This window comes from Bacillus paramycoides, from assembly GCF_001884235.1.
In the GTDB taxonomy this organism is placed as follows: Bacteria; Bacillota; Bacilli; order Bacillales; family Bacillaceae_G; genus Bacillus_A; species Bacillus_A paramycoides.
In genome coordinates this window covers 115913-139822 of record NZ_MAOI01000079.1, presented here as the reverse complement: position 1 = coordinate 139822, position 23910 = coordinate 115913, and the positions used below count along the sequence as shown (strand labels likewise).

Annotated in this window: 23 protein-coding genes and 1 pseudogene; 5 read left to right on the top strand and 19 right to left on the bottom strand. The window is 35.9% G+C overall.

The genetic code is table 11. The features are described 5' to 3' along the window. Positions 1 to 155: 155 nt before the first annotated feature. From lsrB to BAU28_RS16740, 4 genes are read right to left on the bottom strand one after another with little or no spacing between them, the layout of a single operon-like run. Entirely contained in the window at positions 156 to 1199 is a 1044-nt protein-coding gene (lsrB, locus tag BAU28_RS16755) for an autoinducer 2 ABC transporter substrate-binding protein LsrB (protein WP_071719224.1), read from the bottom strand. After that, on the bottom strand, positions 1196 to 2194 hold the full coding sequence (locus BAU28_RS16750; protein WP_071719223.1) for an ABC transporter permease: 999 nt from the start codon (positions 2192 to 2194) through the stop codon (positions 1196 to 1198). The genes lsrB and BAU28_RS16750 overlap by 4 nt, the downstream gene beginning before the upstream one ends. Then, on the bottom strand, positions 2191 to 3159 hold the full coding sequence (locus BAU28_RS16745) for an ABC transporter permease subunit (RefSeq protein ID WP_071719222.1): 969 nt from the start codon (positions 3157 to 3159) through the stop codon (positions 2191 to 2193). The genes BAU28_RS16750 and BAU28_RS16745 overlap by 4 nt, the downstream gene beginning before the upstream one ends. After that, a complete protein-coding gene (locus tag BAU28_RS16740; RefSeq protein WP_071719221.1) occupies positions 3156 to 4649 on the bottom strand; it encodes a sugar ABC transporter ATP-binding protein in 1494 nt (497 codons plus the stop codon). Before BAU28_RS16740 ends, BAU28_RS16745 begins: the two co-directional genes overlap by 4 nt. A 197-nt stretch (positions 4650 to 4846) precedes the next feature. Here BAU28_RS16740 and BAU28_RS16735 point away from each other — a divergent pair, with 197 nt between their 5' ends. The 4 genes from BAU28_RS16735 to lsrF are packed head-to-tail and all read left to right on the top strand — an operon-like array spanning position 4847 to position 8518. Beyond that, a complete protein-coding gene (locus BAU28_RS16735; RefSeq protein ID WP_071719220.1) occupies positions 4847 to 5779 on the top strand; it encodes a sugar-binding transcriptional regulator in 933 nt (310 codons plus the stop codon). Next, complete coding sequence (gene lsrK / locus BAU28_RS16730) at positions 5779 to 7341, top strand: autoinducer-2 kinase (protein ID WP_071719219.1); 1563 nt, start codon at positions 5779 to 5781, stop codon at positions 7339 to 7341. Before BAU28_RS16735 ends, lsrK begins: the two co-directional genes overlap by 1 nt. Before the next feature lie 25 nt (positions 7342 to 7366). Continuing rightward, positions 7367 to 7729, top strand: a complete 363-nt coding sequence (locus BAU28_RS16725; RefSeq protein ID WP_071719218.1) for a cupin domain-containing protein — start codon at positions 7367 to 7369, stop codon at positions 7727 to 7729. A gap of 6 nt (positions 7730 to 7735) precedes the next feature. Next, on the top strand, positions 7736 to 8518 hold the full coding sequence (lsrF, locus tag BAU28_RS16720) for a 3-hydroxy-5-phosphonooxypentane-2,4-dione thiolase (RefSeq protein ID WP_048376645.1): 783 nt from the start codon (positions 7736 to 7738) through the stop codon (positions 8516 to 8518). A gap of 140 nt (positions 8519 to 8658) precedes the next feature. On the opposite strand, the gene BAU28_RS16715 is transcribed toward lsrF, so the two are convergent. The 8 genes from BAU28_RS16715 to BAU28_RS16680 all read right to left on the bottom strand — a co-directional run bounded on the left by BAU28_RS16715 (position 8659) and on the right by BAU28_RS16680 (position 17003). Then, positions 8659 to 9162, bottom strand: a complete 504-nt coding sequence (locus BAU28_RS16715) for a GNAT family N-acetyltransferase (protein ID WP_048376646.1) — start codon at positions 9160 to 9162, stop codon at positions 8659 to 8661. Positions 9163 to 9548: 386 nt separating this feature from the next. Beyond that, the gene (locus BAU28_RS16710) at positions 9549 to 9968 is read right to left on the bottom strand and encodes a VOC family protein (protein WP_071719217.1); all 420 of its coding nucleotides are present in this window, start codon (positions 9966 to 9968) and stop codon (positions 9549 to 9551) included. Between the two features lie 236 nt (positions 9969 to 10204). Continuing rightward, a complete protein-coding gene (locus BAU28_RS16705) occupies positions 10205 to 10909 on the bottom strand; it encodes a nucleotidyltransferase family protein (RefSeq protein ID WP_071719216.1) in 705 nt (234 codons plus the stop codon). Positions 10910 to 11115: 206 nt separating this feature from the next. Then, positions 11116 to 11538 (bottom strand): VOC family protein, encoded by a 423-nt coding sequence (locus tag BAU28_RS16700; protein ID WP_002084855.1) that lies wholly within the window; start codon positions 11536 to 11538, stop codon positions 11116 to 11118. Between the two features lie 182 nt (positions 11539 to 11720). Continuing rightward, on the bottom strand, positions 11721 to 12047 hold the full coding sequence (gene hmoA, locus BAU28_RS16695; protein ID WP_025147923.1) for a heme-degrading monooxygenase HmoA: 327 nt from the start codon (positions 12045 to 12047) through the stop codon (positions 11721 to 11723). A 108-nt stretch (positions 12048 to 12155) separates the two neighbouring features. Next, positions 12156 to 13358 carry an MFS transporter gene (locus BAU28_RS16690; RefSeq protein ID WP_071719215.1) on the bottom strand — a complete coding sequence of 401 codons (1203 nt, stop codon included), beginning with the start codon at positions 13356 to 13358 and terminating at the stop codon, positions 12156 to 12158. A 62-nt stretch (positions 13359 to 13420) separates the two neighbouring features. Further along, positions 13421 to 14464 carry an ArsR/SmtB family transcription factor gene (locus tag BAU28_RS16685; protein WP_071719214.1) on the bottom strand — a complete coding sequence of 348 codons (1044 nt, stop codon included), beginning with the start codon at positions 14462 to 14464 and terminating at the stop codon, positions 13421 to 13423. 247 nt (positions 14465 to 14711) lie between these two features. Next, the gene (locus BAU28_RS16680; protein ID WP_071719213.1) at positions 14712 to 17003 is read right to left on the bottom strand and encodes a glycoside hydrolase family 3 C-terminal domain-containing protein; all 2292 of its coding nucleotides are present in this window, start codon (positions 17001 to 17003) and stop codon (positions 14712 to 14714) included. A gap of 259 nt (positions 17004 to 17262) precedes the next feature. Here BAU28_RS16680 and BAU28_RS16675 point away from each other — a divergent pair, with 259 nt between their 5' ends. Next, entirely contained in the window at positions 17263 to 18495 is a 1233-nt protein-coding gene (locus BAU28_RS16675) for a helix-turn-helix domain-containing protein (RefSeq protein ID WP_071719212.1), read from the top strand. A gap of 259 nt (positions 18496 to 18754) precedes the next feature. Here BAU28_RS16675 and BAU28_RS16670 read toward each other — a convergent pair whose 3' ends face one another. From BAU28_RS16670 to BAU28_RS16640, 7 genes and pseudogenes are all read right to left on the bottom strand, one after another. After that, positions 18755 to 19129, bottom strand: a complete 375-nt coding sequence (locus BAU28_RS16670) for an HsmA family protein (RefSeq protein ID WP_071719211.1) — start codon at positions 19127 to 19129, stop codon at positions 18755 to 18757. A 560-nt stretch (positions 19130 to 19689) separates the two neighbouring features. Then, positions 19690 to 20088 (bottom strand): DUF1259 domain-containing protein, encoded by a 399-nt coding sequence (locus tag BAU28_RS16665; RefSeq protein WP_071719210.1) that lies wholly within the window; start codon positions 20086 to 20088, stop codon positions 19690 to 19692. Between the two features lie 270 nt (positions 20089 to 20358). After that, positions 20359 to 20439, bottom strand: a pseudogene (locus BAU28_RS16660) (histidine phosphatase family protein); the annotation flags it as partial. Positions 20440 to 20544: 105 nt separating this feature from the next. Beyond that, positions 20545 to 20775 (bottom strand): hypothetical protein, encoded by a 231-nt coding sequence (locus BAU28_RS16655; protein ID WP_025147917.1) that lies wholly within the window; start codon positions 20773 to 20775, stop codon positions 20545 to 20547. Between the two features lie 235 nt (positions 20776 to 21010). Then, on the bottom strand, positions 21011 to 21946 hold the full coding sequence (locus BAU28_RS16650) for a GNAT family N-acetyltransferase (protein WP_071719209.1): 936 nt from the start codon (positions 21944 to 21946) through the stop codon (positions 21011 to 21013). A gap of 150 nt (positions 21947 to 22096) precedes the next feature. After that, on the bottom strand, positions 22097 to 22810 hold the full coding sequence (locus BAU28_RS16645; RefSeq protein ID WP_071719208.1) for an ABC transporter ATP-binding protein: 714 nt from the start codon (positions 22808 to 22810) through the stop codon (positions 22097 to 22099). After that, positions 22810 to 23874: an ABC transporter permease gene (locus BAU28_RS16640; RefSeq protein WP_071719207.1), complete on the bottom strand. Its 1065-nt coding sequence runs from the start codon at positions 23872 to 23874 to the stop codon at positions 22810 to 22812. Before BAU28_RS16640 ends, BAU28_RS16645 begins: the two co-directional genes overlap by 1 nt. Positions 23875 to 23910: the final 36 nt, after the last annotated feature.

The window sequence follows — 23910 nt, the reverse complement described above, 5'->3', positions numbered from 1 at the left end:
GATTTTAAAAACGACATAATAAAAACGTCCGATATATTCGGACGTTTTTTTACTTTGTATAACGAAGAAATATAGTGAATGAAATTATATCGGCGATTTTCAAATCATATCGACTTACCGACAAAAAACGACATATATTCAACTACCAAACACTATTAAAAATTATATTTATCGATATTATCCTTCGTAAATACAACTCGTTCTGGCAATACGATTATACCATTTCCTTCGGCCTCATAATCATACCCTTGAATAGAGTTTGGTTCTACTTTCACTTTCCCGATTCCTTTTACTTCGAAGCTATCCCCTACTTTTAATTTTTTCCCTTTTACAACAATTTCATTTGCAACATACGTTGCGAGTGCACCTTGTTGTTTTACATCCCATAATCCGAATTGTTGTACCGTTCCTCGTTTTACATAATCACGCATAACGTTTGGTGTCGAAAATCCAGTTACGACTACTTTTTTATCCATTTTTAAATTCTCTGCTGCTTGCGCCATTGCTGGAAGTGCCGTTGCATCTGGACAAATGACTGCGTTAATATCCGGATACGTTTTTAAAATACTCTCCCCGACTGATAAAGATTTTTGTGCATTGTTTTCACCATATTGCGTCGTTACAATTTCCCAATTCGGATATTTCTCTTTAATAATCTCTTTCGCCTTCGTTACCCATTGATTTTGATCTGTTACTGTCGGGCTTGAGTAAAAAAATGCTACTTTTCCTTTATCTCCAATTTGCTTAGAAGTCATTTCAATTAATAAGTTTGCAAGTTGTTCTGGTGTACCTTGGCTAATATAAAACGAACGGTCTTTCGGATTCACATCAGAATCCCACGTTAATACGGTCATCCCTTTTTTCTTTGCGCGTTGTAATGATTGTGAGAGACCATCAACTGACGTAGATGAAACCATAATCGCATCGTAGTTTTGATTAATGAAATTGTTTATATATTTTACTTGCCCTGATACACTTGCCTCAGACGGTCCATCATACTTCACTTGTACGCCTAACTTATCTCCCATTTCTTTTGCACCTTCACCGCCCGATGTGAAGAACCCAACCCCTGTTAATTTCGGAATGAATGCAAATTTTACATCATCTGCTTTTTTCTTATCCGCTGTTTGACTAGAACAAGCGATTAAGCCGATTAAACAAATACACATAATAATAACAATCCCCAGTTTTTTCTTCATGACATTTCCCCCTTATGCAAATTCCTTCTTTTCCCCGTAGTGAATCGTTGTAATTTGAAATGTCTCATAATAACAGAAACAATAAGGATAATACCAATTACTACATTTGATTGTTCATTCGTTAAGCCGGTCATTTGCAAACCGTACTGCATGAGTCCTATAAAAATACTCGCTAGTACTGTCCCAATAATACTCCCTTTTCCGCCTGTAATAAGTGTCCCGCCTAACACAACTGCCGTAATTACTGGCAAAATCGTTTCACTTCCAATATCAGCACGAGCTGAACCAAAATATGCAGTTAAGAAAGCTCCTCCTAATCCACCTCCTAACCCCGAAAGTACGTAAGCAATAATAACTACTTTCTTCGTTCGAATCCCGGAATATTTCGCCGTACTTTCATTTGCTCCAGTTAATTTTGCGTGGCGACCGTATGTTGTACGATGAAACAATATCGTAAATACAATCGTTAATATGACAAGGAGCCATAATAAATTAGGAATCCCTATAAAACAACCATTTGCCAGTTGCACATACGTATCCGGCAAACCACTTATCCCTTCATAACCAGCGGCTCCTGATCCTCCTGAAATAACAAGGGCGATTCCTGCATATAAAAACATCGTTCCAAGTGTTACGACAAGAGGTTCTACATCTGTCATTTTAATAATGAGGCCATTTAAACCGCCCGCTATACAACTTATTACAAGAGCAACGATAACGGCTAACATTATAGGCATACCATTCATCCAAAAGGCTCCGATAAGAATCGAAGTAAGCCCCATAATTGATCCTACTGATACGTCAATTCCGCCTGTTACAATGACGAATGTCATCGGAATAGCCGCGATTGAAATAATGAGGAAATCATTCATACTAAAAAGGAGATTACTAATGTTTAAAAAATCACTATTTACGAAACCAAAGAGAATGAATTCTACGAGGAGCAATAAGAGAAGAACGCCTTCCCATCTATACAAGCTACGTATTCCTTTCATAGATTCACCCTCCTTTCTTCTAGTTGCCGGAGTTTCTTCCATTTTTTTAATACACTATCTAATATGATGATGAGTAAAAGTAAAAATCCTGATATAGCACTATTCCAAAATGCAGGTATTTTTAAAAAGACGAGTGAACTGCTTATCACTTCTAAAAATAACGCACCTAGCGCGGCTCCAAATATAGAACCTGTTCCTCCTTTTAATTGAATACCGCCTAAAACAGCTGCTGCGATAACTTGTAGTTCTATCCCTGTACCTGTTTGATTTGGAACGAATCCAATATTCATGACGAATATACACCCAGCGAGCCCGGCGCTTATGCCCGATATGATGAAAGCAAATATTTCCACCTGATCTACAGGTATTCCAATTAGTCTTGCGCCATCTTCATTATCACCTACCGCATAAAAATATCTTCCAATTTGAACTTTCATTAAAAAGAAATATAGTAGTAGTAATATGATAAGAACTATCCATACCGTTATCGGAATACCGAGCATCATAATAGAAGAAATTTGTTTATACTCATTAGGTATATCTTCAATCCACTTTCCGCCCGTGAATATTAACATTGCTCCTCTAATAATCCCGAGCATTCCTAATGTCATAATAATAGCTGGTACTCGAAACTTCGTAACGCCAATCCCATTTACCAGACCGATTAGTGCGCCAAGTATAATTGCCGCAAATATTGAAATAAAAGTACTGTATCCATCTGTTAACAACATCCCACAAACCGCTGCACTTAATCCCATACTAGATCCTACTGATACATCTATATTTTTCGTAAACAATACGAAAGATTGACCGATTGCCAAAATAACTAAAATAACGCTAGATTTCATTATTAAAGATAAGGAACTAAACTGAACAAAACTAGGGTTCATTACTCCAACGAAAGCTATGTATAGAAGTAATAAAATAATAATAGACGTCTCATGCATTTTAAATACACGTTTCACTCCGTTACACCTCCCTTTCCTCCATATGCAAGGCGTGTAACTTCATCTATACTCATTTCCTTCTTCTCTATATGAGAGACGAATTCTCCGTTCCTCATCACATATACACGATCCGCTAATTGAACGATTTCTTCCAGATCTGAAGAAATTAATATGATCGCAAGGCCCTCTCTCTTCAAACTTTGTATAGTTTCGTATACTTCTAGTCTTGCTTTCGCATCAATACCCCGGGTCGGTTCATCAAGAATTATCACTTTCGGATTACATGCAAGATATTTCGCTAGCACTACCTTCTGTTGGTTCCCACCTGATAAAGATGTCATCTCTTCATTCATATGAGGGACAACAATTCGAAACTGGTTTATATACGAATTCGTTAAAGCGCTTTCTTTTTTGTTATTTAAAAAGAAGCTACTCGTACTGTTTAAAGATGCAGACGTTATATTTTCTTTCACAGACGCAATTGAAAAAATGCCATTCCCAGCTCGGTCTTCCGGTACATACACCATACCTTCCTCTATTCGCTTCTGTATCGAATACTTTGTAATAGATTTCCCCTCTAATAAGACGGAACCTGATTTCAAAGGCATTAATCCAAATATTGATTCCGCTAGTTCAGTCCTACCGGATCCGACGATACCTGCAATCCCAACAACTTCTCCAGCGTGTACAGTAAATGATATATTTTGAAATGCATAACCGGACACATTCGTGACATCTAATATTTTTTCCGAATACTCTGTTTCCTCTTGGATGATCTCTTTCTTCTCCTCAAGTTTATATCCTTTCGGTAATAACCCCTCCATTAGCATGTCATATGTATAACTCGATACATCGCCTTGACTTACAATCATTCCGTCACGTAAAATCGCTACTTTATTCGCAATTTCAAAGATTTCTGGAAAACGATGTGTAATGTAAATCATACCAATACCTTTTTCTCTTAAACTTTTCATCAACACAAAAAGACTTTTAATTTCGTGAGTTGTTAATGTCGATGTTGGCTCATCTAAAATAAGAATCTCAGCTTCCCTTATTAATCCCCTCAATATTTCTACTAATTGTTGCTGGGCAATTGATAATGATAACCCTAGCTCATGAAGTTGAATGTTCCATCCTAAATCTTCTAGCAACTTATTAATCTTATTTCGAAGCTCTTTCTTTTTCACTTTCATTCCGATACAAATGTTCTCTTCAATTGTCATATGAGGAAAGATGAGTGGCTCTTGTGGTATTAAATAAATACCATGTTGATGTGCTTCTGCTGTGTTTGAAAACTGTTGTACTTCCCCTTTCACATACATCTTGCCTGAATCGTATGAATACAAACCTGTTAATATTTTCATTAACGTTGATTTCCCGGCACCATTTCCTCCAACTAAAGCGTATACATCTCCGCACTCTAATTGTAAATTGACTTCTTTTAATACGAGTTGATCTGAAAAAGATTTACTCATCTTTGTAACTTGTAATAAGGGCACATTCTCCACATGATGTCACCTGCCTTTATGCAGAACATTTTTTGAGAAAATGATTTTTTGTTCTACTTGTTTTGTAGCATTGTATATTCCTTTTTTCATATCTAGAACATTTTTTTCACTGGGCTAATTATCGTTTCAACTGGAATAAACAAAATAACGAACACATATGTTTAAGCATTGGTCATTTGTTGAAAGGAATGAAGAGAATGTCACAGCTGAACTTTGAAGAAAATTTGTTAACTAAAGTAGCTTGGTACTATTATAAAGATCAACTAACGCAACAGGAGATTGCTTCACTTCTTCACATTTCAAGAAATAAAGTCGTTCGGTTGTTAGATAAAGCACGTACGGAAGGTGTCGTTACATTTCACGTAAAAGGTACTGGTTTACACTGTTTAAGCATCGAACGTGACCTTATGAAAAAATTCCATCTAAAAGACGCTTTCGTTATTCCAACGCCAACTGAAGATTATACATCTTCACTCGGAAAAGCTGCTGCACAATATTTAGAAACTCATCTGCAACAAGGAGATTTACTTGGCATTGGCTGGGGAGAAACGATAAGTAAAATGCTAGAAAACATTCATTTTGAAACTTCTATGAGTCTTTCAATCGTTACTCTTACAGGCGGTGTTAACCACTATATTCCGAGGAAGCAAAACTATTTGAACTACATGCAAGGAGACCTTCACATCATTCCTACCCCTTTTCTAGCATCCACAAACGAAATGGCACAAAGTATTCTATCAGAGCCGAGTGTGAAAGATATGCTTCACGTCGCTTCACTCGCACATACAGCAGTAGTTGGCATTGGAGGTTTATCACAAGATGCCACAATTGTGAAAGAAGAAAAATTAACGCTACATGAAATGACGTATATACGTAGTCAGAACGGGGCCGGAGATATTTTAGGTCAATTTTATAATACTGACGGAAAACAATTAGAACTTCCCCATCATAACCGTCTTATCGGCACACCACTCTCTGTTCTTCAAAATATGAAACATGTCGTTGGTGTAGCTGGTGGCACTGAAAAGTTAGATGCAATTTATGGCGCCTTAAAAGGAAAATTCATTCATACATTAATTACCGATGAAGAAACTGCCCTCTCCTTATTAAGAAAGGAAGGTGACTCTTAATGTCCTCTTTATTAGCTTACGATGCTGGTACAGGAAGTATTCGAGCAGTCCTGTTTGATTTACAAGGAAATCAGCTTGCAGTTAGTCAAAAAGAATGGGTTCATAAATCAGATCTTCGTTATCCTGGTTCAATGAATTTTGATGTAAAAGAAAACTGGAAGCTCGTTCAAGAATGTACGAAGGATGTTCTGCAAAAAAGTAATACGTCCCCCTCTTCTATTAAAGGTATAAGTGCAACGAGCATGCGCGAAGGATTTGTTTTATACGATAAAAACGGGCAAGAAATATGGGCTTGTGCAAATGTTGATGGCCGCGCATCAGCAGAAGTTAGTGAACTAAAACAAATTCGTTCCGAAATTGAAGAAGATTTATATAAAAAGTCAGGTCAAACATTTTCATTAGGTGCTTTACCTCGCTTGCTTTGGATAAAAAAGCATGAGCCAGATGTATACAGAAACATTCATTCCTTTACGATGTTAAACGATTGGATTTTATATAAATTGTGCGGAATCTTGCAAATTGATCCTTCCAATGGATGTACGTCCGGTATATTCGATTTACAAAATAGAGCGTGGGATAACTCGGTTGCTGAGCAATGTGGTCTTATGCTAGCCTTTTCACCAAAAGTAAATGAGGCTGGCTCAGTTATTGGGAATGTCACAAAGCAAAGCGCTGAATTAACAGGATTACATGAAGGAACACCAGTCGTTGCTGGAGGCGGAGATGCACAAATGGCATCGCTCGGAACTGGAGTCGTGAATCCAGAACAAACATTTATATGCGGGGGCAGTTTTTGGCAACAGGAAGTAAATATAACAAAACCAGAAACAGATTCAAATGCACTTGTTCGTGTAAATTGCCACGCTATTCCTAACCTATGGCAATATGAAACAATTGCTTTCTTCCCCGGCCTTGTTATGAGATGGTTTCGAGATGCTTTTTGCCAAGAAGAGAAAAGACTCGCTGAAAAGCTAGGTGTAGATGCTTATGATTTACTAGAAGAACAAGCGAAAGAAGTACCTACCGGCTCACACGGCATTATCCCTACTTTTTCAAATGTAATGAATTATATTTCTTGGCGTCACGCGGCACCATCTTTTTTAAATTTAAGCTTAGATGCTGATAAGTGCGGAAAGAAAGAAATGTTTCACGCGATCGAGGAAAATGCGGCCTTCGTTACACTCGGCAACTTGAAATTAATAGAAGCTCTCACTGGTAAATTCCCTTCTGAAGTAATCTTTGCTGGCGGTGCTGCTAAAGGAAAGCTTTGGCCGCAAATTCTTTCAGACGTTCTTGGAATCCCAGTCAAAGTACCCGTTGTAAAAGAAGCAGCTGCTTTAGGTACGGCTATTGCTGCTGGAGTTGGCGCAGGTATTTATGAATCAATGGCCGAAACTGCCGAGCAATTTGTACAGTGGGAAAAAACGTTTGAGCCAAACGCTGAAAATCATGAGCGTTACAAAGAGTTCTTTGAAACATGGAAAACAGTGTATGAAAGTCAACTTTCCTTAGCCGATAAAGGTCTCACATCCCATATGTGGATGGCCCCAGGTGCACTGTAACACATTACATAAAGGAGTGATTTCTATGCTTAAAGTGAATGAAGATGATTTCACCTATCGTTTCGGTGATAACGGGCCGAAATATTTATTACAAGGGCCAAATATTGATCTCGGCCTAGTCATTATTCAGCCTGGGCAAGAGTTTCAAAATCATTTTCATACAACGTGCGAAGAAGTCTTTTATGCGTTAGAAGGCGAAATAGATTTCTATGTAAATAACGAAAGAGTTCCGATAAAACAAGGTGATGTCTTGCAAGTTCGTCCTCATGAATCTCACTATCTTATTAACCATTCTGATAAACCTTTTAAAGCTGTTTTTGTTAAGTCACCACATTTACAAAATAAAGATACAGTACAAACTGAAAATCCAACATTAACGAAGGAGTGATTTCTAATGACTTGGGGATTTAAAAATCGATTAAATACAATTTTACCTGACGGCAGAGCGGTTATGTTAGCGATAGATCACGGCTATTTTTTAGGACCAATTCACGGACTAGAACAGCCGTTAGAAACCGTTAAAAATTTGCTTCCTTATACGGATTCACTCTTTTTAACGAGAGGTATACTCAGCTCCTGTATTCCTGAAGACTGCAGCACACCGATGGTTATGCGCGTTTCAGGTGGACCAACTGTAGTCGGCAAAGATTTAGCGAATGAAACAATTGTTACACCTGTGAAAGAGGCCGTAAAGCAGAACGCAATTGGCGTCGGCGTTTCTGTTTTTGTTGGATCAGACTATGAAACACAAACTGTTTCAAATCTCGCAAACGTAGTCTCTGAAGCTCACGATTATGGGCTGCCAGTACTCGGTATTACCGCCGTTGCGAAAGAACTACAAAAACGTGAAGCTCGCTTCCTAGCACTCGCTTCCCGCGTATGTGTTGAAATGGGAGCTGACATTATTAAAACGTACTACTGCGAAGGATTCGAAAAAATTACGAGTACATGCCCTGCCCCAGTCGTCATTGCCGGCGGTCCCAAACTTGATTCAATCGAAGATGCATTAAACATTACGTACAATGCGCTGCAAGAAGGTGCAATCGGCGTAGACATGGGCCGAAACATATGGCAATCCGAACACCCAACTGCAATGATTCAAGCGATTCATGGCATTGTGAAAAATGGATTGAATGTGAAAGAAGCGCTGGAATTATATGATGATGTAAAAAATTAAAGTAAAAGACAGACTATTACACTTAAATATATACAAAATCAATATTTACTATAAGGAAAAGCCCATATGTTAGATTACTGAGCAGTCTAACATATGGGCTTTCTTTTACATTTTTCATTGTTCCGAATTTGGTCAGGTCTCTACAGATCACGTACGTTCCAAACAATCTCACCGCGCTCGTCCCACGTACTGTGATGTCGCTCAAATCCTATCTTTTCTAATACCCGGAAGGACGCAACATTCCAAGCGCCTACAGTCGACCAAAGTCTGTGGCGCCCGGTAGCAATCGCAGCCTCCAGCACAGCGGATGCTGCCTCTGTCGCATAACCCTTGCGATGAGCACTGCGGAACAACTCGTATGCAATCTCCGGCTCTTCAAGCGTGGAACGACCGATAATCAAGCCACAGTATCCGATGAAATCGCCTTCGTCTCGCCTACGAATAGTGAGAAGGGAAATGCCATCTTCAGCTGCTCTCTTGCGCATCTCAATAAGATAGCTACGAACAGATTCAATGGTTGGCATGTCCACACCACGTTCACCAATTAATTTTCTCAGCCAGACTGCATCGGATTCCTCCCACATATTCAGATCGAGTCGTTCCGTTTTCAGCTGGAACACCATATCTTTAAATACAGCTGTCATAGTGGCAACCTCCTAGTTATGTCACTGTACCTCGCACCACATCAGGTAAGAAACCCAGTTGATTCACGAAAGTTTATAGCGACAGTACACAAAAAAATTTTGTTATTTTATGCATAAGTAATTCCCCTACAAAATAGACCTTTTTATCAAACTTTATATTAAATCTACAACATTTGGTTTAAGATGGTATGCCGTTTATGAAAAATCAAACTGTGCTTGAATTTGAAATTAAGTTAGATTAATAAATATAGGAGCTGTCTCATAAGTCGAATTTTTGACTAAAAGACGCTTCTTTTTTACTTTGATGTTCCATTAAAAAAGCGAATGAAATGGTAACAAGCCCCTTTCTAAACTTGATAAGAGGCTATATATACACCTTCCGACAATTACTCTTGATGAGTGCTATTAAGTTTTGAAACTTTCTTACCATCTCTATAGTCAAGGCAAGAAACTTCAATTAATAAGCCATTAAATATTGTAAAATAAAAACCATAACTACTACCTCGCATTGCATAAGGTTCCTTTTCTATTTCAATGCCCCCAGCTACTAAACGATTATACGCCTGATCAACTTCGCTTGAAGTTTCCACCAAAAAGCCAATATGAAAAGCCTCAGGATATGTAACGTCATTCTTCCCCTTGAATGCTTTTGGATCACTTAATACAAGTATAAATCCACTCTCATCACTCATCACTACAAGGGCCTTTCCCTTTTGCTCCAAAAATTGAAAATCAAAAAATGTTTCAAAGAAATGTCTAGCTTCCGATAAATCATCAACACATAGATTCAAATGATTTAACCTCATTCACTCATCTCCTTTTAAACAGGGGTTATACGAAAGTATATTGCCCCATATTCATAACACCTGAACGTTACAGGGGTTGTATTCAAGTGTTCACTTTTTAATAGTCTAATACTTTTTTCTATCGTCTAGAACGATTTTTAAAATGCAACATTTGGAATACAGTTAATGACTTCATATGAACAATTCGACGTGGAATATCGATTTACCTATATAAATCGACAGTTGTAATAGCCATATTATCTATTCTCCAAGTTGAGTAAAACCCACTCAATTAAGAAAACTGCTGAAGAGATGCGCTCTGTCGTATTCCCTAAAAACAGTATATTTATTAAGTGATCAAAATTAATTGGTACTTTAGATAAAGTTTGCATATACTTCAAACCAGATCCTGCTGGTGGTGCAGGCTTATTATTAATAGCCCATATCCCTTCTACAATAGTCCAAGTTGATGTGTGAACTATGTAGGAAGCTTTTAACTTATCATTTGCTTTCAAAGCAGACTGAACTTTAATTAGCGAACTATTGAGCCAATGAGAAGTACCCTTTACTTTATCACTAGAGACACAATAATTTTCATATGTATGTTGAGCTATTTTCTTTAGTCTTTCCAACTCATCGTTACTATCAAATAAAATTTTCCCTTCTAAAAATGAATATAGTTCCATCGGATTGTTTTTAAAGCTTAATTGTATTTGATTAAAATCTGCACACTTATATTCAACTAAAATATCATCTCTCAGTTCAGAATAAAATTTCTTCTTTTGTCCGCGCTCTAAAAGAATATAGAAGTCTAAATCGGATTCAGGATAAGCGTCACCTCTTGCGACAGATCCGATAAGCATTAACCCACTTACTTCATTCCTAGCAATATATTCATTTAGAATTTTATGCACTAACCCTTTATGATTTTCATAAGTAATAAATGAAAGATTTTCTATCATTTCTACCCTCCAAGCCATTGAGCACGTAATATTATTCTTATAAGAATAGATCGATATTTCTCAGTTTCTAAAATAAGCAAACACATTTTAAACGATATTGAATTATATTTTTCCTCATACATTTCCATTATACATACTGCTAATTGTTACAAACCTAGCTCTATTTTATTTTCACATACTTGTAAAATGCCCAGTTGAATTGCTTTCTACTTAATTCTTTGTGCAATTGGGTGATCATCTTTTAGTTGCAGAAGGTCCCATAAATTCCCGTATAAATCCTTAAACACTGCAACAATTCCATATGATTGCTCTTTCGGTTCTCTCACAAATTCTATTCCTCTTGAAATCATTTCATTATAATCTCTCCAAAAATCGTCAGTATTTAAGAAAAGAAATACTCTACCACCTGATTGATTACCAATAAAGGGCTCTTGCTCAGGTTTAGATGCCCTAGCTAGTAATATTGTGGTGCCGACTGAACCTGGAGGAGATACCACTACCCACCGTTTATTTTCTTCTGGCTGATAAATATCTTCAACTAATGTGAAATTTAGTTTCTTTGTATAAAACTCTATCGCCTCATCATAGTCTTTTACTACTAATGCAATATGAACTATCGATTGAACCATTATTACCACTCCTAATCTTCTCACTGATCGGATTGTATTATAGCATTTCTATTTTTAACCTGTCTGTTAATTCTTCTTACATCACATGCAAATCATTCTCTTTATTCAATGTTAATAACCATCTATCAATAAGTAGATAGATGGTTATATATTGGAAGGATTAAAATGAAACAAATGTATTTTTACGACTGCTGATAAGCCGATTTCGATGATTTTACATAATAAACTGCGTGATCGACGTTAATGATATGATCTGGTTTCGGTTTACCACGGTTCGCTCTATGTCCAGCTAAATGTTCTTCACTTGTTTCCCAGTTTTTCCATGCTTCTTCCGATTCCCAGCGAATCATAACGACTACTTCTTCGTCTCCGCGTCTTACTTTTTTTACGAGAACGCTTAAGTCGATAAAGCCTTCAAATTTTTCAATAATTCCTTCTCCAGTGAAACGTTCTACAACTATATTAGAAGTACCTTCTTTTACTGTAAATGTCTTAGTTTCGATAAACATATATCCCACTCCCTTTTTGTAATACGAATACTAGTATTCTTTTATTATAATTGATTATGATAATTATTTTCAATTATAATGTTTTTAATTTTTGAATTATGCAGACTTCTATTCGATCGACTCATCCAAAAATTTAAAATATGGAAGCAATATCCCTATTAAAGAAGTGATACATATAAGCGCACCTATGATATAGTATAGTGTTCTTATTCCCCATATCTCACTCAATATTCCCCCTAGAAACACACCTAATGGCATAGCCGATCGAATTAAAAATAACCGCACTGAAAATACTTTCCCTATCATATTATTCGGGACCGTTTGTTGGCATATCGTCGTGTTATGAACATTAAAAAATGAAATACATATACCGGCAATTACTTCAATTACAATCGCTATTAGAATACTATTGTTTAAACCTAGTGAAATGTAAGTGAGACCCCCTACGAATAATCCTCCAAGCATAAGTAGTCGACGACTTCTATACTTCACTTTCCCAACTAACATGGAACCAACTACATAGCCAAGCGGGAAACCTGCCATGAAGTAGCCGTACTCCGCATATCCTGCCGACAGTTCGTCTTTTATATAAGGAAGATTCGTAACCATCGTTACTCCTACTCCAAATTGAACGAATGCTAGAAATACCCCAAGCCAAACGATAACTGGTTTTGTGAAGAAGTATGTAAAGCCGTGAAGAAATTGCTCTAGCCACGTTTTTCGAAGTTCTTGCTTTACCATTTTTTCTTTTATGAAAAGTAACAATCCTCCACTAATGAATAGACAAACACAAACGAACAATATTGTTAATTTGATTCCAATGAATTTAATAACGATGCCACCTAATACCGGCGCCAAAAACATCATAAGACGAGTCATTCCATCTATATACGCATTTGCATTTTGAAGCTGCTCTTTACTTACTATGCTCGGTGTAATCGCTTGACTTGCAGGTGTATATAGCGGCGTAATGAACCCTACTATAATTTGAACAACGTAAACGTGCCATACTTCTATATTATTAGTAAAAAGCATTACTAAAGGCAGTAAGAAAACAGAGGCCCGCGTCCATTGCGAAAAAATCATAATCCACTTTCGGCTCCATTTATCAATAAATGGTCCACTTATAAGTTGCAGTATGAGAGACGGGATAAAATATAGTAACCACATGCTACTTAATGCTGTTTTCGACCCTGTTAGATCATAAACAAGAATCGAATTACATAACGTCCCGAAAGCCCCACCTAATTCTGAAATTGCACTGCCAATCCACATAAAAAAGAATGAACGATTTTTCAATACATTTTCCACTATAGTGCACCAACTTTTCTATATTAATTATTCCTCCTTTATGTACATTCTCTCGTTGTGTACTACCGATTCAAAAACATTTCCAATTCTTTCGCTAAAGACTGCACTGTTTTCTTTCTCAACACATATTTGCCGTCATGAATATCAACTAACTTCGCTGAACGTAAAAGTTTCAAATGATGATGTACTGTCGATTTTCCGAGTTTTAATCTTTCCGTTATATCTTGCAGCGTACGCTCTTGTTCAAATAGTAGTTTTACAATACGGAGCCTTGCCTCATCCCCAAGCGCCTTATGTTTATGTACTAAAAAATAGCTCGGCTCATATGGATCTTCTGGATGTATACTTTCATTCGCGACTGGATAATGAAACACTTTCGTATCTTCAATATCTGCTTCTATGTTCCACGGTCTGTATGTGATTTGCGGGATAAGAAGTACGTGATGCACACTTGGCTCTGGCATGTATATAACTCCACCTGTTGCCCACTCTACAAACTCTTCCGGTTTCATCTTTTTATTCATTTCATTTTTTGCTTCATAATCTCGCTCTAGTATAGAGAGTAGTTGCTCTTCTTCTTTCTTAATAACACTCTCATACCATCCTGTCATAACAGCGATTAAATGCCCTTTTAATAATTGCATATCTGTATTACATATAAAGTCAATATACGTAGAGAAAAATTGATGCTCCTGCGTTAGTTCCATTAATTCTTGTACCGCTGAAACTTCTCCGCTTGCTGCTAAACGTCTTTTTTCTTGATGCATTTCTCCTAAAAACGGTAAGCATACATACTTAAAATCTACTTCTGATAGCGAATTGATATTATGAATAAATTGAGATAAATCCGTAAAATCCCCATCATACAGTAACTGTAGCAACGCTTTCCACGTATTATGCTCCTCGACAAATTGTAAATGCTCTATCATTTCATGGGGTAAAGACTGTCTTATTTCTTCCCATTCACTTTGAGTCTTTTCGAGCGTGTCGATTAACCTCTTATGAGTAATTGCCGCAATGCCAAGTGCACATTCGAAAAGTATCGAATACTTCATTTGAACGTTGTACGTTTCCCTTTTTCTACTCGTTACGTGAAAGACTTCCATTTCATCCCCTCCTTATTTGCTATATGTTAAATTCTATATTCATCGAATTATACCTTCAATTTTTTTAGAATTTTAAAATCTTTTATAGCTACAATCCTTTAAATTTAAAGACTTTGATCATTCATTGAACGTTAAAAAAACGCAGTTTGGTTGCAAACTGCGTTTTTGTTTATATTGCGTATGAATTTTTGAAAGTAATTAAAATTCAACAATGAATGTTCCAATGGCTAGAAAATTCATTCACCGCTTATCGATTCATCTGCGCATCGTTTAATAGCCCAATTATTTCACTCAACATTTCCTCTGTAAAAGCACCTGCGCTAAAGTTCACTAACGCTCGTAACGGCATATAGTTTAGCATAGCCTCCATCATTTCAGAGGTATCACTATCCCCTTCAGCCATACTACCAAATGGGCTGTCTTTTAATGCCTTTTCCATAAGCTCTTTTGCAATTGGTGCTAAAATTTGGTCCGCGAATATGTCCCCTAGTAAAGTATTACGATGGACTTGTTTTCGAATTATTGTCGTTGATTGAACATATAGGCTATCATGTAAAACAATCTCTTTTGAAGACTTTCCTACTAAAATTTCGAATTCACCTGTTTCAACATGCCAGTCCTTCAATTCAACATTATAATAAGCAAATGATCTTTTATTTAAAGTAAAGCTAACCGTTTTTTCTTCTCCCGGCTGCAATGCTACTTTTTCAAATCCTTTTAATTCTTTTTCAGGACGAATCATAGTGCTTTCAACATCTTTTATATACAGCTGAACAATTTCTTTCCCTACCGTACTACCAGTATTTTTCACGTTTACATGAACAGAAACAGTATCTGTATCCTTTATTTCTTTCTTATCTATTGAAAGATTACTATACTCAAAGTTTGTATAGCTTAACCCAAAACCAAATGGGAATAATGGTTCAATATTTTTCGTATCGTAATAACGGTATCCGACGAACACCCCTTCTTTGTATTCCACTTTATCGCCCTCACCAGGGAAGTTTAAGTAAGAAGGATTATCGCTTAAAACTTTCGGGAATGTTTCCGCTAATTTCCCGCTTGGATTCGCATCACCAAATAATATATCAGCAATCGCTCCACCTAATGCTTGCCCACCTAAATAGCCTTCAAGTATTCCTTTTACTTTACCTATCCATGGCATTTCAATTGGCGCACCGTTACTTAATACTACAACGATATTACTTTGCACTTCAGCGATAGCCTCAATTAATTGCACGTGATTTTCTGGCATTTGTAAATGCTTTCGATCAAAGCCTTCTGACTCATAACGATCTGGTAGTCCAACGAAAAGAACAGCTGTATCTGCTCGTTCTGCTGCTTTTTTTGCCTCATTAATCATGTTTCCATCTATATCATCGCTAGCAAGATCATAACCTTGTGCAAATAATATATTCGTTTTTTCACCTGATACAGTTTCAATTTCTTCAAGAATACTTTCAAGCTTTGTTGGATTAATATGAGAGCTTCCGCCGCCTTGATAACGTGGTTGCTTTGCAAATCCTCCAATTACCGCTACCGTCCCCTCTTTTTTTAGCGGAAGGATGGAATCTTCATTTTGTAACATAACCATACTTTCACTTGCAACTTCTCTTGCAAGCTGATGATGCGCGTCCTTACTATACACAGCGTTTTCTAATTGGTTATCATATGCTTTAAAAATAATGTTAAGAAGACGCTCTACTGCTTGATCAAGCTTTTCTACAGATAACTCTCCACCGTTAACTGCAGCAACAATCTTCTTCTCACCAATTCCAAAGCTTGAAGGCATTTCTAACTCCAAGCCGTTAGCTAAACTTTCTACACGCTCATTTACTGCACCCCAATCAGAAACGACAAAGCCTTCAAAACCCCATTCATCTTTTAAAATATCATGTAACAAATAGTTATTTTCCGAAGCGTATTCACCATTTATCTTGTTGTAAGCACTCATTACTGTCCAAGGTTGTGCTTCCTTAATGACATCTTCAAAGCTAGCAAGATAGATTTCACGCAATGTTCTTTCATCAACAATTGCATCAACAGACATTCTGCGGTGCTCCTGATTATTAGCAGCGAAATGTTTTAATGACGTTCCAATTCCTTGGCTTTGTACGCCTTTCACATGGTTTGCAGCCATTTGTGATGATAAATATGGATCCTCTGAAAAATACTCAAAGTTTCTTCCGCAAAGTGGCGAACGTTTTATGTTTGCACCTGGTCCAAGGAGTACACCTACATTTTCAGCCTGACATTCTTCTCCTAATGCAACTCCTACTTGTTTGATTAATTCTTTATTCCATGTACTTGCTAATCCTACTGCTGATGGGAAACAAGTTGATGGGATACTGTTATAAATCCCTAAATGATCTGCTCCCTCTGCTTGTTTTCTAAGACCATGTGGTCCATCAGTTACCATAATTGAAGGGATATTTAATCTTTCAATCCCTTTTGTATTCCAAAAGTCTAATCCAGAACATAGACTTGCCTTTTCTTCTAATGTCATTTGTGAAATAATTTTCTTAATATCTCTTTTCATAATAGATAGACCTCCTAAAAAATAATTAAGTAAACGCTTTCTTATCGCTATTATAGTTATTATTTTTTAGATATTATGGTATATTCTTTAGAATACTTGTAAAAATTTTAGTTAATTATATATATGGTTACTATGCAGAGGAAAAATGACCTGCACTCGCTTTCGCCCTTATTTTAAAATCCTTGCTTAAGATAGGATTTTATGTTGCTTTTAACTTGTACACATATTGGCTGATTTTTAAAGAATAGAGGCTAAAATAATGAATTGCTCCAAACTAGAAGATTTATATTATATTTGTAAGCTAGTCTTTGACATACATAAAACACCTATCTTTTTTATTGATTACAAAGGAAATTTGGCATTTGAAATCTCTCCAAATTTTCAGCATAACCCTTTGTATCCTTCAACAGAGGAGTTACTTAATCAACTATTTAGGGAACATCCACCCTATACTTTTCCGGTACTAGAAGAGACTTCTTTTCTTGAAAATTTCTTCTCAATTAACTTACGTTTGAACGATCAACTTAGTGGGAACATCATCGTTGGACCAGTCCTTTATTCCAGACTATCAGAAGCCTCAATTAAAGGTCTCATAAATGATCTTCATCTAAAAATAAACAAGGAGGAAATGGTTCAATATTATCAATCTCTCCCCGTTTTAAGCAATTTGAAATTTTTAAATGTAAGCATGATTCTGTATTACATGCTATATCAACAAAAATTAGACGTTGCTGATATTCTGCAAAAAAATATACTGGTCAAAAAGGCGGAATTTGAAATTGAACAGCCCGATATACATATATCTGAGCAACGTCAAAGTACATTAACTCATATCGATCCACTGGCTGAAAGGAAAATATTTGAGTGTATTAAACAGGGGAAAAAGGATGATTTAATTAAAAATCTAAGGAGACTACCTGAATCAGGAGATCTTGGGGTGTTGTCAAAAACAAGTCACTTACGAAGCCAGAAGAATTCTGCCATCGCCGCAATTACACTTGCGACGAGAGCTGCTATAGATGGTGGACTATTTCCTGAAATCGCATATACTCTCAGTGATTTATTTATTCAAAAACTTGAAGAAATAAAAAAAACTGAAGCCATTTCCCCATTTTTGGAGAATGCTTTACTTGAATTCTCAGAACGAGTTAAAAATGGGACGATGCAAAAACATTCAAAACCTATAAATGTATGTCAAAATTATATATTTACTCATCTTTACGAAGAAATCACCCTATCCCATCTAGCAGAAATAGTCGCATTGAACCCTAGTTATCTATCTTCCCTTTTCAAAAAAGAAATTGGAATTTCACTAGGCGAATATATACAGCGTGCTAAGATTGATGAGTCAAAAAGTTTAATGACCTATACGAGACATTCTATATCCGAAATTTCTACACTATTAAATTTCCATGATCAGAGCCATTTTACAAAGGTCTTTAAAAAACATACTGGTGTTTCACCTAAACAATTTAAAAATGGATGTTTTTAATGTTTATCATACTACCAAGAGCAGTCTTCCCTCGTTCGACCAATAGATTTATTTAGTTGCTTTACATTATTAATAAAAATCCCCTCGACTCATGTTGAGGGGATTTTACTAATAATGTAATATACGTTTTTTCTGTTTCCTTTAGCTCTCAATACACGAATTGTGAGCTAAAGGAAACCAAATGGTGTAATTATTTTTCTAACTTCCTCTTATATCTCCTAATGTATGAATAACTTTATTTTCGTACAGAAAATTCAATTTATGAGTTGTTTTTCATTCCATATATAAGCCCTGAAATATATGGAATTAACCAAATGAACCAAACAATTACACTTAATGTGTGAAACTTTGCAATCATTTTTATATCCTTCTTCTTCAAAACTACAGTGGCCCACACAGCATGAAATAACATAAGTAAAATTGCTGATAAACCCGTTATCCCATGAAAGCTGAATAGAGAACCTTCTGAAGCCATTTTCTCCATTAATGTAGTACCAATCGTATCGCATGCTAATCCAACCCAAAATATAAACACATGCCAAGGTTTTAGCGTCTTTTGAATTTTTTCACTCCAGACCCCAATTGAATAAAAAATAAGTGCTGCCGTAATAAATGTAATAGCTGATGCTAGCACATCAATCACCCCTTTACAAAATTTCTCTTCCTATTACAAGTTTTATATTACCTAAGGATTATGAACAGAGTATGAATGGAGCATTTTCCTTCCAAATAAATTTAGGATTCTCATTCGTATTTTAAGGGGTACCCCTACACATTCATCAACTTAAGGTATATTTTCATACAGAACGCTGTCTTTTCACGCAGTATTTTATTATCGTTTTTATATGTTATAAAAGTAGGCATATCAAATGCATTTGGGACATATGATACCTACAGACAATCCAACACCTCTAAAGATACCTCACCTAGTTCTTGTTGTTGCAAGATGAGCAGCATGTAATCAATTAAAATAATTTAACCACCCACATTAGCAACAAAACATCAAGAAAAGGCATTCCAAATATGGAACGCCTTCTTTTATTTTATAAAATCATCAACTTAAATTTATTTTTCAAATATACTCCTCAACAATCTGAAATATTCTAATTAACATAATCGATTACTTTTGAGCAATATAAAAGGATCTTTTAATCGAAGATCCTTTTATATTGCTCATTTAACTACAGAATTTCGTTAGTTTCTTAACGCTCTTCTGACTTTTCTTGCGAAAATTAGTGGATCATCAACGTCTTCGATATTAACGTAAATCAAATTTGGATCATCACATAGCCACTCATTGTGTATAGACGAAACTAATATTCCTTGTTTAATAATTGTAGCAACAAATTCATTGACTTCCTTTTGCAAGAGTGCTACCCGGCCTAGACATAATGCCCGTCCAGTTTTACTATCTCTTGATTCGAATGAGAAAGAAGTTGTTACTCTAAAACGTTTTCCCAAGATTGTTGCTTGTATTTCATCCCGATTTATTGTTGCCACGCATTTCCCACCGGCGAATCCTTTTTGGCCGCCGATAATTCTCGCAAACTGTTGACAAATTGATTCATCATTAATCGTCATATCTTCAATCATCCCCTTTTACTGTTAGATTATGAATGAATACATCGGTCTGAAACAGTAATGAATCTATTCGATTACAAAAAAGATAATGGTAAACTAACGAAATCTGTTAGCCCAATTATTCTTGATCATATAAATTGCTACCAGAGTTTAAATGATGAATATAATATTCAGTCTTATTTTACATAACACCACTTTTCAGCAGTCAATGAACCTAAAAAAAGTCCCTTCAGAAACAGCCTGAACGGACTTTTCATTCACAAAATTTAGTCTTATGAGATATGGTATATCTTCTCTTCCTTGCAATCTCCCTTCAGAATTCCAATCTGTTTCACCATGTCTTACTAAACATATAACGGTCATATGTAATCACCTCCTAATTAATCCATCTTATCATCTATAAATTTATTAAATTCAGAGGTAAAAGCACCCCTTCGTTTAGAGAGAGGCGTGATTTGTTATTAAATACTACTGACGAAATTGTTTGTATCGTTGTACTATCATGTATAGCATTCGCTTAGCTATCACGAAAAAAATAAGACCTGCTACAAAGTCAAATGCAAATTTCCAATCTGTATGTTTTTGATTCATACTCATGGCTATAAACATAACGAGTAAACCAAAAACAAATCCCCATTCAAACTGATATTTCAAACCAGATCTCTCCCTCGTTCTTTTTGCTAGGAACCCTACTCTCACAAGAGAACCTTCTTTTTTGTTCTATGGATCTATGCATTTTTTTATACATTCCTATCCTGGCGCGGTTTTAGAGTTCTCATTTATTACTGGATTAGCCGAATAATTGTATAAAATCTTGCATGCTCTTAGCGTGGTTCTTTCCGAAATGCTAGCGTTATCCCATCTTTGTTTGCAATTTTAATTCCTAGTAGTACGAAAGCAAAGAAGTCCAGCAATTCACCACTGGACTCCTTCTTTATTTTCTAACAAAAACTTCCTTATCAAAGCGAACAAATTTACTCTGTACTTTCATGCCAGCAGTTTCGTATACGCGAGGTGCGCCTGTAATATTCTCAGAATCTACATTTAGATGAACTTTTGAAATCCCTTCTTGGTACAATTGACCAAATGCATGATGTAATAATGCTAATCCTAATCCTTGTTTACGCTTAGAACACTTTACACCTAAGTGAGTAATTTCAGCTTTATTGTCAGTACCCTTTTTACTAAAGATAAAGCCAACTACTTCTTCCTCAAGCATTGCTAGTGACCATAATGTAGGATGAAAACCATCTCTTTCGGTACGTTGCAAAAACTCTTCTAGCGTAGAAGGTTGCGAATTCCAGTGGTCAGCAAAGGCTTCATTAAAAGTTTGATGCAATCTCTCATTATCCACACCTGGTATGTAATGTCGTATAGTAATACCTTTTGGCCATAGTGGTAATGGTACATTTGCTTTCAATTCAATCCCCATCCCCCACCAAATACGGGTAGGAATAAAAGCAGCTTCTTCTAATACCTTTTCTTCATAGTAATTATTTGCTTGTGTTATAATCGTACCATTCAAGCAAGATGAATAGCCCACAAGCTCCGTAGCACGTCCCCCAAGCTTTGACCATATTAAATGTTCAATGCCTTGATTGATATAATTAGGATTTATTATTACGGCGGATGGAAACTGTCTTTCATTCCCTGTAAGAATTCCATATCCGATTATTTTTTCTTCTTCATTTATAACAACATAAGAGCTTTTACTAACATCAATACCTTTCCATGAGTTAGCAATATCCTCTGCGGTTGTATCAATTTCACCGTAAATAGCTTGATCATAAGTCGTACATAGTTTTAAAATTTGTTGTAAATCTTCTTGTATAGTTGCTCTAACAAATAGACCATTTACTAAATTCCGCATAGGTTCTGTCTCCTTTTTCTGAAAAGTACAAAAATGAGAATATTATCATTATAAACCTAGATATTATTGTTTTTAAAGAGAAATTTCTATTTTGATAAAAAAACTCTCTTACATCTAATTCTGCAAGAGAGTTTTTATCCTTACTTATTTTCAAATCTCATTTTTTCGTAGTAATTTCCCATCTCTTAGCGTCAATATACGATCACATACATCAAGCATTTTTTCATCGTGCGTAATCATAATTGCTGCTTTTTTATTTTTCTTTACTTCATGCTTCATCATTTCAACAACTTCTCTAGCACGTTTTGAGTCTAAACTAGCAGTAGGCTCATCGGCTAAAATTAAATCTGGATCATTCATAAAAGCACGAGCAATGGCTACACGTTGTTTTTCACCACCAGAAAGTTGTCTAGGATAATGGTTGATTCGATGTGTTAATCCAAATGTTTTTAGTAATTCAGTTGCATATTCGTTTGCTTCAGTTTTATTTTCTCCTTTTAATTTTGCAATATATAGAAGCTGTTCTTTAACTGTTAAGAATGGCACAAGGTTTGCAAACTGAAATATAAATCCGATTCGTTTCAAACGAACATCCGTCATTTCTTTTTCCGATAAACTAGTTATATCTTGACCAGATACATAAATATTACCTTTAGAAGGAGATAAAAGTGCTCCCGCAATGGAAAGTAATGTACTTTTACCTGATCCAGATGGCCCAACAATACCAATGAATTCCCCTTCCTTTACATCTAGTGTGATGGGATGTAAAGCTGTCACTTCCGTATCGCCTTCCCCATACACTTTACTGACTTTATCTAGTTTTAATAATGATGCTGGTGTCTCCCACTTTAAATCTGTCACCATTACATCCCACCTCCGATAGCTTCTAATGCATCTACTTTCAACACTTGATATAGAGAAATCAATGTCCCTAACACGCTAATTACGATAAAGATAATAGAATACTGCACCATCATTGTCGTTGTTAGTAAGAACGGCATACTTTCAGGGAACACAGTTTGTACCGCGAGTGTTAAACCAATACCTACTATTAATGCAACAACAGTTAAGAATACAGCTTGTACTACTAAACTATTAGCTAAATAAGAGTTTTTCGTCCCGATCGCTTTTAATACACCTAATTGTTGTGTTTTTTGTAAAGTAATAACATAGAAGAATACACCAATTAACAACGCTGTAATCACAAGTAAAAATGCAATAATCATTGTTAAAGTTCCTTGCTCTTCTTTATATCCAGGAATACTTTGTAATACTTCTTTTTTATCAACCACTTTTGCATTATTAATTTCTTTATCAGTATTTAAAGCAATAACGTTGTACTCTTTTTGATGTGGAAGTGCAATGCTTTCCCATACTTTCTCATTCATATAGGCAACTGGGGCATGACTAAACATTTCATTTTCTGTAAATCCAACTACTTTAAATGCCTTTTTGGATATAGGATCTACAATTTTATCATTTAATGCTAGCCCTTTATTTTTCGCTGATTGATCAATAATAATTTCATTGTCTGCTAAGTCACTTGATTTTCCTTCAATAACCTTTGGAGTAATAAATGAATCTTGTTTATTTGTAAAGATGGCAATGTCAACCTTCTTCGAACTTCCCTCTTTCTCAAATGTAGACATTGCAATATGCATTGGAACCGCTTCTTTTTCACTAACTTGTGCTAATACATTATCTACATCTTCTTTCTTGATTTGAGACCGTAGTAATTTCCCTTCGGCATCTTCAGATACTACAAATTTCTCTGCTTTCATTTCAAGAATGGAAGAAGCATTCGCATTGGATAATCCATTCGCTAACCCCGATATGATAAGTACAAGAAATGATAATAAAATCATGATTGTACCAATTAATCCGTACCTTAATTTCGACTGTTTTAATTCTTTAAGAGCTAAAAACATTCCTTATTTCCTCCTTATTTTGTGCTTTGACTATAC